Genomic DNA, 13,465 nt, shown 5'->3' with positions numbered 1-13,465 from the left:
CCAACTCGTGCCGTTCCAGGCTCGCGCATGAGCGGCAGCTCTCGCCAGCAAAGCCGACGTCTGCGTTCAATGTCAACGCAGGCGGGTAAACAGGCAATGCGGTCCATTGCCGCCTACCGAGCCATATCCGGGTCCTGGTTTCCTCATCGAACGCCCGCGGCGTCGCGGTCGTCCTCGCCAGACATGCGCTCGATGATCGGGCAATCGGGGCGGTCGTCCCCATGGCAGCGCTCCGCCAGTTCGAGCAGCGTCTGGCGCAGTGCCTGAAGCGCTTCTGCCTTGCGGCCGAGTTCTTCCGCGCGGGCGACGGCGAGTGCCTTCACTTCGGCGCTGGCGCGCTGGCTGTTGCTCCACAGCCCGAGGAGATCGCGAATATCCTCGATCGGAAAGCCGAGGTCGCGCGCATTGGCGATGAAGCGCAGGCGGTGGACATCGGCATCGGCATAATCGCGATAGCCGCTGTCCCGGCGCGGCGGCGCCGGGATCAGGCCGATCTTCTCATAATGGCGGATCATCCGCTGCGAGACGCCGCTCGCCTGCGAGGCCGCGCCGATATTCACAGCTTCACCCGGTTGAGGCGCAGCGCGTTGGCGACGACGCTCACCGACGACAGCGCCATCGCCGCCGCCGCGATCATCGGCGAGAGCAGGATGCCGAAGACCGGATAGAGCAGCCCCGCCGCGATCGGCACACCCGCCGCGTTGTAGATGAAAGCGAAGAACAGGTTGTGCCGGATATTCGACATCGTCGCCTCACTGAGCTGGCGGGCCCGGACGATGCCGTTGAGATCGCCCTTGAGCAAGGTCACGCCCGCGCTTTCCATGGCAACGTCGGTGCCATGTCCCATCGCGATGCCGACGTCGGCCGCCGCCAGCGCCGGGGCATCATTGACGCCATCGCCCGCCATGGCGACGACGCGGCCTTCCTGCTTCAGCCGCGCGACGACATTCGCCTTCTGGTCGGGCAGCACATCGGCCTCGACCGCATCGATGCCGAGTTGACGCGCAACCGCTTCAGCCGTGGTGCGATTGTCGCCGGTCAGCATCACCACCTTGATGCCGTCGGCGCGCAGGGCGGCCAGCGCCTCGGGTGTCGTCGGCTTGATCGGATCGGCGATGGCGAAAATCCCCACGGCCCGATCATCCAGCCCCATGAAGATCGCCGTCGCGCCATCGCCGCGAAGTGCATCGGCCTCGGCGACAAGCGGCGCGGTATCGATCCCCGATTCTGCCAGGAAGCGCGCATTCCCCAATGTGACCCGCTTGCCTTCGACGGTGCCCAGCGCCCCCTTGCCGGTGGGTGAATCGAAATCGCTGACGGGAGGAATGTCGATGCCTCGGCCCGTCGCCGCATCGACGATCGCCAGCGCCAGCGGATGCTCCGAGGCGCGCTCGACGCCGGCGGCAATCCGCAGCAACTCGCTTTCCGCATAGCCATCCGCCGCGACGATCCGGGTGACGGCGGGCTTGCCTTCGGTCAGCGTGCCGGTCTTGTCGACGACCAGCGTGTCGACCTTCTCCATATGCTCCAGCGCTTCGGCATTCTTGATCAGCACGCCAAGCCCCGCCCCGCGCCCGACGCCGACCATGATCGACATCGGCGTCGCCAGCCCCAATGCGCAGGGGCAGGCGATGATCAGCACCGATACCGCCGCGATCAGCCCATGGGCAAAGCGCGGCTCCGGTCCCCAGACGCCCCAGATGACGAAGGCGAGGACAGCGACCCCGATGACAACCGGCACGAACCAGCCCGAGACCTGATCGGCCATGCGCTGGATCGGCGCGCGCGAGCGCTGCGCCTCGGCGACCATCTGGACGATGCGCGACAGCATGGTATCGCGCCCGACCTTGTCGGCGCGGATGACCAGGGCGCCGCTCTGGTTCATCGTGCCGCCGATCACGCTGTCGCCATCCGACTTGGTGACGGGCATGGATTCGCCCGTGACCATCGATTCATCGAGCGCCGAACGCCCTTCCTCGACCACGCCGTCAACCGGCACCTTTTCGCCCGGCCGCACCCGCAGCCGATCCCCCACCGCCACATCCTCCAGCGGGATTTCCGCCTCGCTGCCGTCCTCGGCGATGCGCCGAGCGGTTTTCGGGGCAAGGTTGAGCAATGCCTTGATCGCGCCCGATGTGCGTTCGCGCGCGCGCAGTTCCAGCACCTGCCCCAGCAGCACCAGCACGGTAATGACGGCGGCCGCCTCGAAATAGACCGCGACGGTCCCGTCAGCGGCGCGGAAGGCGTCCGGGAAGATACCGGGCGCCAGCGTCGCGACGACGCTATAGGCCCATGCGACGCCGGTCCCCATCGCGATCAGCGTGAACATGTTGAGATTGCGCGTCTTCAGCGAAGCCCAGCCGCGCTCGAAAAAGGGCCAGGCCGCCCACAGCACGACCGGCGTCGCCAGCGCGAACTGGATCCAGATCGACAGCTTCATGGGCACGAGATGATGCAGCGCCGGGAAAAGGTGCCCGCCCATTTCGAGGATGAAGACCGGGAGGGCCAGCGCAAGGCCAATCCAGAAACGCCGTGTCATGTCGAGCAGCTCGGCGCTGGGTCCGGTATCGGCGCTGACCATTTCCGGCTCAAGCCCCATGCCGCAGATCGGGCAGGCGCCGGGATGGTCCTGCCGGATCTCCGGATGCATCGGGCAGGTCCACATCGTCCCCGGCGGCGCATCGACGGGTTCGACGGCGGACTTGTTCAGATGCGCTTCCGGGTCCGCAATGAACTTCTCGCGGCAGCCGGCGCTGCAAAAATGATAGTCGTGGCCAGCATAGGTCGCGTGATGCGCGGTTTTTTCGGGATCGACCGTCATGCCGCAAACCGGGTCGACCACCAGTCCGGCGGAATGCTTGCCATGGTCACCACAACAACTGTGGACACCGGAATGAACGCCATGTTTCGACTCGGCCATCAACCGTCTCCTTCTATCGCAGGGCAAGATGGAGTTTGACACCATGTCAGAGTCAATAGGCACTTGACCTTATCATTGTGTCAAGGTGCATGAAGGGTTCGAAAAGGATTCGAATCGTTGTCACCCATGGCCCAACCGCCCAACAGGCCCCACCACCCAACAGGATTGCGATGAAGTTGCTTTCGTCGCTCCTGATTGCGCTTGCCATGCTCGTCTCGTCCGTATCGATGGCGAGCGGCACTGCAACGGCTATGCCGCATCAGGGTGCGATGGAGATGGCTTCGGTCGCGGGGCATTGCGCCGGGAGTGAATCTCCCTCCCATCGTAAATCACCCGAACCCGGCATGCACTGCGCCGTTGCCTGCGCGGCGTTCCCGGCAATGCCTCCCCTCATCGAGCAGTTGGATCGGCCAACAAAGGCCTTATATTCTGTTGCGGGACAGAAACATCTCATCGCGATCACGCTTGAGAGAGACACGCCGCCGCCGCGCATGATTCCGGGGAATTGAGGTTCATCCAATTTCTTCCGGAGATTAGTCATGAAGTTGATAATTGCTGCGATCACGATGATGATCGCCATGCCAGCCTTCGCCCAGAGCGCCGCACCGGCCGATGTGCGCACCCCACCCACCAGCCAGGGCGAAAAGACCGGCCATGACGGGCATGAAGGTCACGATATGTCCAGCGGCTGCTGCGACAAGGGGGCTGATGGCAAGATGGCCTGCTGCGAGAAAATGAAGGCCGAGGGCAAGGCGGAGGCGCCTGCCGCCGATCCGCATGCCGGACATGGCATGAGTCAGCACTGATCGAACGCAAACCGGGAGGCGGCTTTCCCGTCTCCCGGCCCATTCAGCACATAGCGGGCTCCCCCGATGGAGCCGAGGACAATATCATGACACAGACGATCGATCGGCGATCCCTGCTGCGTGCCGGCGCGGTCGGCGCCGCCGGACTGGGCTTTTCCGGCCTGTTCCCTGCCTGGGCCCAATCGGGTTCGGCAGGTCTGGCCGGCTCGCCGGGGCTGGCGCCGCAGATGCCCACGCTTTCGGGCGAGAATATCCACCTTAAAATCGCGAACACCCCCTTTACGGTTGGCGGCCGCACCGGCCATGCCGTCACGATGAACGGCGTATTGCCCGCGCCGCTGATCCGGCTGCGCGAGGGGCAGAATGTGCGCCTCCATGTCGAAAATACGCTGGATGAGGATAGCTCGATCCACTGGCATGGGCTGATCGTACCATTTCAGATGGACGGCGTTCCCGGCGTCAGCTTCCCTGGTATCAAGCCGCACACTACCTTCGTTTACGAATTTCCGCTGCTGCAAAGCGGCACCTACTGGTATCACAGCCACTCCGGACTCCAGGAGCAGCAGGGCCATTACGGGCCGATCGTGATCGATCCCGCCGAGCCCGATCCGGTCGCCTATGATCGCGAGCATGTGATCGTGCTCAGCGACTGGACCTTCCTGCATCCGCACCAGCTCGTCACCAAGCTCAAATCGGAAGGCGGCTATTTCAACCGCCAGAGGCAGACGCTGTTCGGCATGCTGCGTGGTGGTCCCGAGGAGAGCATGTCCGCTTCCGACCGCGCCATGTGGGGAAAGATGCGGATGGACCCCACGGACATCGCGGACGTGACGGCTGCCACCTATACTTATCTCGTCAATGGTCACGGGCCGCAGGAAAACTGGACCGGCCTCTTTCGCTCCGGCGAGCGGGTGCGGCTGCGCTTCATTAATGCTGCTACCATGACGATCTTCAATATCCGCATTCCGGGTCTGCCCATGACCGTGGTCAGCGCTGATGGGCTGAATGTCCGTCCGGTGACCGTGGACGAATTCCAGATCGGCAATGCCGAGACCTATGACGTCATTATCCAGCCAACCGAGGACAAGGCGTTCACGCTCGTCGCGGAATCGATCGATCGTTCCGGCATGGCGCGCGCCACGCTCGCGCCGCGCATGGGGATGACCGCGCCCGTTCCACCGCTTCGCCCACGTCCGACACTCACCATGAGGGACATGGGCATGGGCAGCATGGATCATAGTTCAATGGCTGGAATGGACCATGGCGCAATGGCCGGGATGGATCATGGCGGCTCCCATTCGATGGGCAGCATGAACATGCGCGACAAGTCTTTGGTCCCCGACAGCGTCAAGGTCGGTGTTGGCGTGGATGCCATCGCCATGTCACCAGTCGATCGTACCGGCGATCCGGGCGTCGGGCTGGAAGATGTCGGGCACAAGGTGCTGACCTACCGTGACCTTATGTCGCTTACCCCAAACCCTGACACGCGCCCGCCGCAACGCACGATCGAGGTCCACCTCACCGGCAACATGGAGCGCTTCATGTGGTCGTTCGATGGCGAGAAATTCAGCGAAGGGGTCGAGCCGATCCGCTTCGAACGTAACGAACGCGCTCGCGTCGTGCTCATCAACGATACGATGATGACCCACCCGATTCATCTGCATGGCCATTTCTTCGAGGTGGTGAACGGCCATACCGGCAGCTATCCCCGCAAGCACACGGTCAATGTGTTGCCGGGCGGCAAGGTCAGCTTAGACCTGACGGCAGACGCACCCGGCGACTGGGCGTTTCACTGCCATCTGCTGCTTCACATGCACGCCGGAATGTTCCGTGTCGTCACCATCCGTCCGCTGGAGGGAGATGCGGCATGAAGTATCTCCTCAGCCTGCTTCTCGCGGCCGCCGCAACGCCCGCGCTGGGGCAGCATAACCATGCCGCCGCCGAACAGCTGGTGACGGCCGATCCGCATGCGGGGCATCAGATGGACGAAGAAGCTGACGACCCCCATGCCGGGCACGATATGCCGCAGTCTCCATCCGGTCCATCGGATCCACACGCCGGTCATCAGATGCCTTCCACTTCCGCAACGGACGCGCACCGGGCTCATGCTGGGCATGAACCCGGCATTCCCGATCCGCCGGTGGCGCCGCCGTCAGCGGCGGCATTGCGTGGTCCCGATCACGCTGCCGATGCCATTTTCGGCGCGCAAGCAATGGCCCCGGCACGCGAAACCGTCCGCAAGGAGCATGGCGATATCAAAAGCGGTATGATCCTGATCGATCAGCTGGAAGCGATCATGGGCAAGGGCAAGGACGGTTATGCGTGGGAGGCCCAGGGTTGGTACGGTGGCGATATCGACCGGCTGTGGTTCAAGACCGAAGGAGAAAGCAGCTTTGGCGAGAGTCCGGAACGCGCCGAGGTTCAGGCGCTCTGGAGCCGTGCGCTCGACCCGTGGTGGAATCTTCAGGCCGGTATCCGTCAGGATTTTGGCGCGGGGCCCGATCGGACTTACGCCGTTGTCGGCGTCCAGGGCCTTGCCCCTTATTGGTTCGAAATGGGTGGGGCGTTGTTCCTGTCGGACAAAGGCGATTTCACCGCGCGGATCGAAGCGGAATATGATCAGCGTCTGACCCAGAAGCTGATCCTTCAACCTGCGGCTGAGCTCAACTTTTCGGCGCAGGATGTTCCTGAGCTTGGCATAGGCTCCGGCCTCTCCACCGCCGAACTGGGACTACGGCTGCGCTACCAGTTCGTACCCGAGTTCGCGCCCTATGTCGGCGTCCGATATGAGCGCGCTTTTGGCGACACGGCAGATTTTCGGCGTGCACGGGACGAGAAGGCAGGAGGATGGAATTTCCTGATCGGAATCCGATCCTGGTTCTGAGGACGACTGTTTCCAGGCTGGCACGCGTCGCTGATGCTGGCCAGTCTGGATTTTGCCTACCGACTCGAAGCAAAGGCATCAACGAACGTGAGACGTCCGCTTATGCGAAAAGCGGTCGTTCGTTGCTCCGATTTCCAACGGCAGGTAAGTCCCAAACTCTGCCTGTTCGGGAGGCGTCGATCATGATGCCACGAGATCTAGCTTCCGAGAATTGACACGATCGCTGGAAAGTCGCTGCTACCTGATTCCATGAGGCCTCAGCCCCTCGCCAGAGGATGCGCATGCTTGGGCCATCGCGCTGGCGGCCGCAACCCGGGACCAATCCGGCCGTGTTGGCGCTTGCGCGCCTGCCCGCTCCACCCGGCATTGTCCCGGGTTTCCCTTGGGCTTTGCCCGGCGGTGCTGCCGCCGCTTCCTTCGATGGCCCGGAGGCTGCGCATCCGGCGGATGGGCCGCCGGCCCCAAGTGGAACGCAAGGCAAAGTTCATGACCAGCACTCTCTCGGCGATACTCTCCGCCCTCGAACTCGGTCATCTTGATCACACTGGCGACCTGCGCACCCTAGAGGCGCCGCCGCCCGCCGAAGCCATGGAACAAACCGTCAGCGCTGTCTGGAGCGATCTTTTCGCGCTCTTCCCCTTTAGCGCGCTCGAGCGCGACATCGAGGATCTGGGTTGGGGCCTGGTCAATCTCTTCCACCGCGCCGCCGCCAAGAAGCACCAGATGATCGACCGGCTGACGGACGAGATTCGGCTTCTGCTCGCCGAGCAGGATGGCTCGGAAGTCGCAACCGCCGACCTTGAAGACAAGATCGATCTCGCCCGCAAGATCGAGCAGTCCGCCGAGGCCTATGAGACCATGCGCGACACGGCGGCCCGCCATTATCTCCACGAGACGGGCCGTTCCTGGGTGCCGGCGTCGGGCAACCGCATTTCGCTCGGCACGACCGCGGCGATCGTCGATGGCCGGTCCTATCTCCAGGCGCGGCGAGAAAGGGTGCGCGATGCCAATATGGTCCATGGCACGCCCGTGATCTTCGCCGGCGGGCGGCTGCGTTTCGCCAGCGACGACGAGGCCAAGCAATTCGCGGATAATCTGCTGCGAACCCTCAATGCCGTCCGCGAGCGGGTGGGCGACATGTATCTCGTCCATGGCGGTGACATGAAAGGCATTGAGCGCCTGGCCGCGTCCTGGGCCGAGCAGAACGGTATCCAGCAGCTGCGGTTCGGGCTCGATCGCAAGCTCGGCGATCGCGCCGGGTTCCGCCGCAATGAGCAGATGCTTTCGGTCAAGCCACGCTACGTCATCGCCTTCCAAGGCAATGGTGTCACCGAAAGGCTGGTGATCGAGGCCAAGGCGCGCGGCATCCACGTCGTCGATCGCCGCGGACCGCTTGGCACTCCGCCAGCGTCGCGACCCTGCGGCTGATCCGCCGCGCCGGCCGCTTCGGCGGCCGGCTTTCCCCGTTTCGAAATGCTGCGAATGCCGGAGGGGAGGAGGGCAGGGCGGGTGCGTCCCGTTTCCCGGAGGTTTGCATCATGTTCATGCCCGATCACCCGACGGCGCGCGCGCTCCTGGCGTTTCGCGCGGCGCATGGCCGCCGCTGGAAAGCGAAGCTGCTGTTCTTGTGGTCAAACGGCCGCGATGTCGAAGAGGCCGATGGCGCCTGCCTGCGCCAGTTGCGCAACCAGGCCGGCCCGGCATGGCTTGGTCGGCTATCGCCAGGCCGCTGGCGCGCGATCGAGAGATTGGCGGAGCCCGGCGATCGGCAGACCGCCTCGATCTTCCTTGATCGCGCGCGCGAGTTTCACGAAGGGGCACGCTTTGGAGCCACCGTTGCTCTTGCTCCCGCGCTGCACCTGCTGGCGATATCCTGCGAGCTGGGGCTCAAAGCCTATCTTTTGAGCCGGGGCTGGTCGCACGAGAAGGTTGCGCGCGATTTTCGTCACGACCTCCTCGCCGCCTTCGACGAAGCGCGGCGGCTTGGCCTCCCGTCCCCGGGCCGTGTTCTCGCCGATTTGCTTGCAATCCTCGGTCCCGCCTATGCCGCGCATCGCATCGACGCGTTGGTGGCGGATGGTTATGTTTGCGATTTCGCGGTCGTGCTGCGCGCGATGGGCTCGCTCCTCGATGCCGTGACGGCCGGACTGGACCTTCAGATGCCGACGCCGTAACTGCGCATTCTTGCCCGTCCCCTTCGCATGAGCATGCCATGGTTTAGGGCCCGCCGGACGGCGGCGCGGAACATGGTCCGTTTCGCCGCGCGGCTTGGGCGGCGGGCAAGGCAAAGTCGAGCTTGTGGTTCGCCAAGGCGTTGGACCGGCGTGGCCCTATAGGTCGGGGATGCCTGTGATCACCATGGAGGGGTTCCTGGCACGGCCAAGCGACGAGCCGTCCTTCTCCTCGTCTGACCCCTAAGTCGGCCGTCCGGTCCATCCAACCCGCGATCCTTCGGGCCGAGTTGCCGTGTACCACGGCTGCCCGCACCACCCCTTGTCTCGGGGTTTCCCGGCGCTGCGCCTGCCGGTGGATGATCCGGCCTGTCCGCCTTGACCGGGGATCAGTCGAAGGGACGGTCCCTTGGGCCCAGTTCGAAGGAACTCCAGCCATGCACAATCTCGTCATCCTCGCCGGCAATGTCGGCGCCACGCCCGAAGCCCGCACCACCCAGGGCGGCACCCGCATCACGCATTTCAGTCTCGCCACCTCGCGCCCGAAGCGCGACAGCAACGGCAAGATCCTCCGCGACGACAACAACCGCCGGCTCGAGGATACCGAATGGCACCGGATCACCTGCTTCAATGGGGTCGGCAAGACGGTCGAGCAGTATGTCGACAAAGGCATGAAGGTGATGGTCCGTGGCCGCATTCACTACACCCGCTGGACCGACAACGAGAATATCGAGCGCTATGGCGTCGAGATCATCGCCGATGAGGTGACCTTCCTTACCCGCGCCAAGGCGAACGACAATGCGGGCGCCGGCCACGAGCCCGAGGATGATGAAATCCCATTCTGAAATCGGTCCCCGCAGGTCCGGCGGCCCTGCCGCCGGGCCTCCATTCATGCTCAGGCGGGAAAGGAGGCAAGCGGATCAGCGGGATCGGCATCGCCCTTGGGCATAGCGATCCCAGCGCAGCACGGTGCCCGAGCGGATCATGGCGCAGCTCAGGTCGCCGATAGAGGGCGCGGCGCACCAGGCGCCGGTCCTGTTGCCGCGCGCATTGCCAGTTGAAAGGCAGCGCATGGTGGGACCATCGACCAGAATGTGGCCCGCGCTGGTCCGCCCCTGAGCGCCGCCGAGCAGATTAACAAGGGCGTCACGGGCGGCGAGGGCGCTCGCCTCGGGGCAGGGCTGACCTGGCCGGCAACTCCCGTCCATCTCTCGCGCCGCAATTCCAGCGAGACGGACATGCATGCCTTCGCGGCACCAGATCGGCCCGTCTCCATCCCAGACGCGCGTCGGCGTACAGGTGAAGACCTGGCCATCGGGAATGACGGTGGCGGCAAGCAGGAGTGCGAACAGCATCCTTGCGACGCTAGCCCAGCGGCGCGTGCTTGTCATGGGTATGCCATCGTCGGACCGGCGGTGAACGCCTGGGCAAAAGTTGGCGGGATCATGGGGCCTTGGCCGGCGGGTCCACCCGCTCTCAATCAGGCGCAATCCTTGGTCCAACCGGCGGCCTATTGCGATCAACCCGCAAGGGGTCCGGTCGCTGCGCTACGGCTTTTTGGGCTGCGCCAAAAAAGTGATCGCGGCCGCCGGCCGGACACGTCGGGCGCCAGTCGAGCGGGACGGACCCGCCGGCGCGCAAAGGAACCCCGACATGTTCACCGACATTGCAACCGCTCGTCGTCACGCCTTCAGTCTCTCGCGCAGCCTCATGGTGGTCACCTTCGTCATCGCGATCGGGCAGCAATATGGGGTCATCACCGCGGAGGATGCGGACGGCAGCGTTGCCTTGGTGGCCGAATATGATCCATTCGCCTGATGGCGCCTCCGGGAGCCTAAGGCTCCCGGCTTTGCCATGGAGGGCGTGTCGTTGATTCAACGAAAATAAAGACAGCAGCGCTAGGCGTTTGGCATGGATGACGGTGCGCCAATCGAAATTGCCAACGATGATCCCTTGTGGAACCAGGCGATCCAAGATGTGAACGCGTGGCGCGGCGCGTGTTTGCAGCATTTCTCGGCGGCTGAAGCGGCCGTCACCGAAACGCTGCTCCTTCTCAAGGCCATTCCGGGTAGAGGGGAGGCAGTACGGCTGCGGCATTTGATCGGTCAGCGGTTCGATGACCTGAGCAAGCTTATCGAGTCAGAAGGCGCTTTCGCTCAAGAAGGCAAGACGGCCGCCAAGGCCCTTTCGGATCTCCGTACACTCGAGGGCCTACGGTCGTTTCTTGCCCATGGACAGGCGAAGATCGCGCTTGAGAGAACCGGCAAGTGGATCATCATATTGCGCCATGTCTCGATCCGCGGGCAGCAGGCTGAACGTCTGATGCTGCTTTTCGAGCAAGCCGAAGCCGAAGAAAGGCTCGTCGATCTGAAGCGCAAAAGCCAGAAGCTGTGCTCTGTTCTCGGCAATTTCCGGCGAATCGTGAAGAGCTGAACAGGCGGCTCCGGCGATGCCGGACCGGGCTCTAGGCTTCGCCCTGAGCCTTGGATTTCCAAGTCTCAGCCCATTCGGGTGACGATCCCTGCCGTGAGCGGTGCGTTGGGGTAGGCCGCGCATCGCTCGTGCGGCGCCGTCATGTACCAAAGAGGCGCTCGGCGAGATCATGGATTGCCTGACTATCAAAGCCGAAATCCTTGGTCTGGTTCATTGCTTCCGCGAGCGTGATGTAGCCCTGGTCCGATGCGAACTGGTCAGTTCAGGCGACCCGGTCGCGAACTGCTTGAAGCCAGCCCAATATCTCGCCGCCGGGGTCGGTCTGCCCAAGATGGGCAATACTCATTCGCGCTGAGGCTCCGTTGTTCAGCCGGCTCTTGGCTCGCGACGACTTCTTACCCTGCTTTTCCACTGAAAGGCCCGCCCAGTTGGTGGCACCGCTGGCTGTGTGCACGGTTTCCGCGACAATTGCTGGAACGTCGCACCAGTCAGTGAAGGTGACCTCAATGTTGTAGTCGGGTTGGTACTCCGCGACGATGCAATCGGGATGCAGGTAGTTTTCCATCTCGCGCTTCGAGGTCAGGAAGGCTATGTCGGCTCCACCTCGTGCATTCACCTTCTGAACAGCGTCAGCGTATTTTGGGTTCACCTGATCGTCCCGATCATAGATGTGCACCTCTACCATGCCCGCATGGGCAAGGTAGCGGCGGTCCACCCACTGCTTGAGTGTGCTGCCGCCAGTCGGAACAAAAGCGATCCGATGATCCTCCAAATCTACCAAATCCGCATGTGCGGACCTATAGACACGGGCCACGTTGGTAAGAAATGTGACGTCGTGGGGTCCCTCCACGAATATTGCCACTTTTGCGCGCTTGTCCGGTAGTACGCCGAGGCTGTCGGCGACTTTCTCGAGAACCGCATCCGTACCCTCTTCAACCTGGGTATGGCCATTGTCATTGCGGCTTATGAAGCGAATTGACGAGGTCGGCAGCAAACTTGCAATCGCGGGAACATGGGTCGTCATCAGAACCTGGGTGTTCGGGTCCTCAGCAAGCGCCAATAGTGCCCGGACAAGCATGATCTGATTGTTGGGATGCTGTGAGCTTTCCGGCTCCTCGATCGCGTAGATCACGCGACGCGTCGAGCTCTCGGCCCGCCGGCGCTCCGCTTCCGCCCGGAAGAAGTTCAGCAGGATCAGACGACGCACGCCGCTGCCACGCTTATTTATCGGAATCTGATCGTCGCCTGTCAGGCTCAACTTAAACGAATCCCACTTCGGCTCCGCCTTGAATGTGGGGGTAAGTTGCTGTGCCAGCAGCGGATCCATTTCGCGAAGCTTCGCCAATGTACGCTGCGCTACGTCCATGACGCTCGTCTGCACCTTCAGCTTAATCTGTTCGAGCTCGGCCTCAATCTCCTTCATGGCAGCGGCAACAGCTATCTTCATAGGATCGGCAACTTCGCGATCGTCGTCGGTGCTCGCGCGATCTGCTTGGAAAAGCGCGAACGTCGGCAACTCTCGTTGCAGCTGAACCCAAACCTTCTTAGCCTCATCCTCGGCGAGAGGGACTAGCCGGATCTCAAGGTCGCCGACACCGACACGGTCGCGTATGGCAGCGCGCAATGCCACGTTCGAGCGCTTATCGACGCCGGTCAAATCTGCTCCAACGGACGCGGCCCTTTCTTTTAGCGCTGTATTTTTCAGCTGCAGAAGGTCCGCCAGCTCAGCTGCGGACGGGTGAAGTGCCCGGGCGAAGACCTCCTCCTTCGGTTTGGTTCCCTTACAGTCGAAACGCTTCACGATTTCCAGTAGGCCCTCGCAGTTCAGCAAATACTCGGCCTCCAGAGATGTCTGCGACTGCTCGTCCAGCGTGAGCGCGTTGGGAAATTCGTCGAAAATGCAGCTGATCTCGACGACTTTGTCGGCGCCATGAACGCACGGATCGGCTTGGTCCAGCTTCACGACCTGCTGGTTGAAGAAAATCTCCAACGCTTCGAGCACCGTGCTTTTGCCTACATCGTTCCGGCCCATGACCGTGGTGAAGTCGTCTATCTTGACTGTCACTCGATCTCGATATGATCGGAAGTTGTGTAGGCTTACCGAAGCCAACTTCATAGAATCCCCCGTGTCCTGCTGAATGGCGTCCCTCATCGTAAAAAACTGGCATCATTTCCCAAAGTCCTATTTTGAGGACGGCGACCGGGTTCCAGCACGACAGCTTAACGGGGCGGCCGATGGCTCATGGTGATG

Annotated in this window: 13 protein-coding genes; 9 read left to right on the top strand and 4 right to left on the bottom strand. The window is 62.9% G+C overall.

Annotated features, from left to right (window positions below; genetic code table 11):
* Positions 1-143 precede the first annotated feature (143 nt).
* Both cueR and FHS54_RS01540 read right to left on the bottom strand, forming a co-directional pair.
* On the bottom strand, positions 144-560 hold the full coding sequence (gene cueR, locus FHS54_RS01545; RefSeq protein ID WP_037520666.1) for a Cu(I)-responsive transcriptional regulator: 417 nt from the start codon (positions 558-560) through the stop codon (positions 144-146).
* Positions 557-2,920 (bottom strand): heavy metal translocating P-type ATPase, encoded by a 2,364-nt coding sequence (locus FHS54_RS01540; RefSeq protein ID WP_167302015.1) that lies wholly within the window; start codon positions 2,918-2,920, stop codon positions 557-559. Before FHS54_RS01540 ends, cueR begins: the two co-directional genes overlap by 4 nt.
* A 170-nt stretch (positions 2,921-3,090) precedes the next feature.
* Between FHS54_RS01540 and FHS54_RS01535 the strand changes: the two genes are divergently transcribed.
* The 7 genes from FHS54_RS01535 (at position 3,091) to FHS54_RS01505 (ending at position 9,626) form a co-directional block, all read left to right on the top strand.
* Positions 3,091-3,429, top strand: coding sequence for a hypothetical protein (locus FHS54_RS01535; RefSeq protein WP_167302014.1), 339 nt, complete (start codon positions 3,091-3,093; stop codon positions 3,427-3,429).
* Between the two features lie 30 nt (positions 3,430-3,459).
* Complete coding sequence (locus FHS54_RS01530; protein ID WP_021236450.1) at positions 3,460-3,726, top strand: hypothetical protein; 267 nt, start codon at positions 3,460-3,462, stop codon at positions 3,724-3,726.
* A gap of 86 nt (positions 3,727-3,812) precedes the next feature.
* Positions 3,813-5,597 (top strand): copper resistance system multicopper oxidase, encoded by a 1,785-nt coding sequence (locus FHS54_RS01525; RefSeq protein ID WP_021236449.1) that lies wholly within the window; start codon positions 3,813-3,815, stop codon positions 5,595-5,597.
* Positions 5,594-6,610 carry a copper resistance protein B gene (locus tag FHS54_RS01520; RefSeq protein ID WP_167302013.1) on the top strand — a complete coding sequence of 339 codons (1,017 nt, stop codon included), beginning with the start codon at positions 5,594-5,596 and terminating at the stop codon, positions 6,608-6,610. The genes FHS54_RS01525 and FHS54_RS01520 overlap by 4 nt, the downstream gene beginning before the upstream one ends.
* Positions 6,611-7,096: 486 nt before the next feature.
* Entirely contained in the window at positions 7,097-8,038 is a 942-nt protein-coding gene (locus FHS54_RS01515; protein WP_020820493.1) for a DUF2493 domain-containing protein, read from the top strand.
* 110 nt (positions 8,039-8,148) lie between these two features.
* Entirely contained in the window at positions 8,149-8,784 is a 636-nt protein-coding gene (locus FHS54_RS01510) for a hypothetical protein (protein WP_167302012.1), read from the top strand.
* Positions 8,785-9,218: 434 nt separating this feature from the next.
* Positions 9,219-9,626, top strand: a complete 408-nt coding sequence (locus tag FHS54_RS01505) for a single-stranded DNA-binding protein (protein ID WP_167302011.1) — start codon at positions 9,219-9,221, stop codon at positions 9,624-9,626.
* Between the two features lie 75 nt (positions 9,627-9,701).
* Here FHS54_RS01505 and FHS54_RS01500 read toward each other — a convergent pair whose 3' ends face one another.
* Positions 9,702-10,136, bottom strand: coding sequence for a thermonuclease family protein (locus tag FHS54_RS01500; protein WP_167302010.1), 435 nt, complete (start codon positions 10,134-10,136; stop codon positions 9,702-9,704).
* A gap of 298 nt (positions 10,137-10,434) precedes the next feature.
* Between FHS54_RS01500 and FHS54_RS01495 the strand changes: the two genes are divergently transcribed.
* Together FHS54_RS01495 and FHS54_RS01490 are read left to right on the top strand one after the other, a co-directional pair.
* Positions 10,435-10,599: a hypothetical protein gene (locus tag FHS54_RS01495; RefSeq protein ID WP_007682673.1), complete on the top strand. Its 165-nt coding sequence runs from the start codon at positions 10,435-10,437 to the stop codon at positions 10,597-10,599.
* Positions 10,600-10,692: 93 nt separating this feature from the next.
* Complete coding sequence (locus tag FHS54_RS01490; protein WP_167302008.1) at positions 10,693-11,214, top strand: hypothetical protein; 522 nt, start codon at positions 10,693-10,695, stop codon at positions 11,212-11,214.
* 262 nt (positions 11,215-11,476) lie between these two features.
* Here the strand turns inward: FHS54_RS01490 and FHS54_RS01485 are convergent, their stop codons facing one another.
* A complete protein-coding gene (locus FHS54_RS01485; RefSeq protein WP_167302007.1) occupies positions 11,477-13,330 on the bottom strand; it encodes an ATP-binding protein in 1,854 nt (617 codons plus the stop codon).
* Between the last annotated feature and the right edge of the window lie 135 nt (positions 13,331-13,465).

Origin of the sequence: Sphingobium vermicomposti (assembly GCF_011762025.1) — a bacterium.
GTDB lineage: Bacteria > Pseudomonadota > Alphaproteobacteria > Sphingomonadales > Sphingomonadaceae > Sphingobium > Sphingobium vermicomposti.
This window is presented reverse-complemented; position numbering and strand designations above follow the sequence as displayed.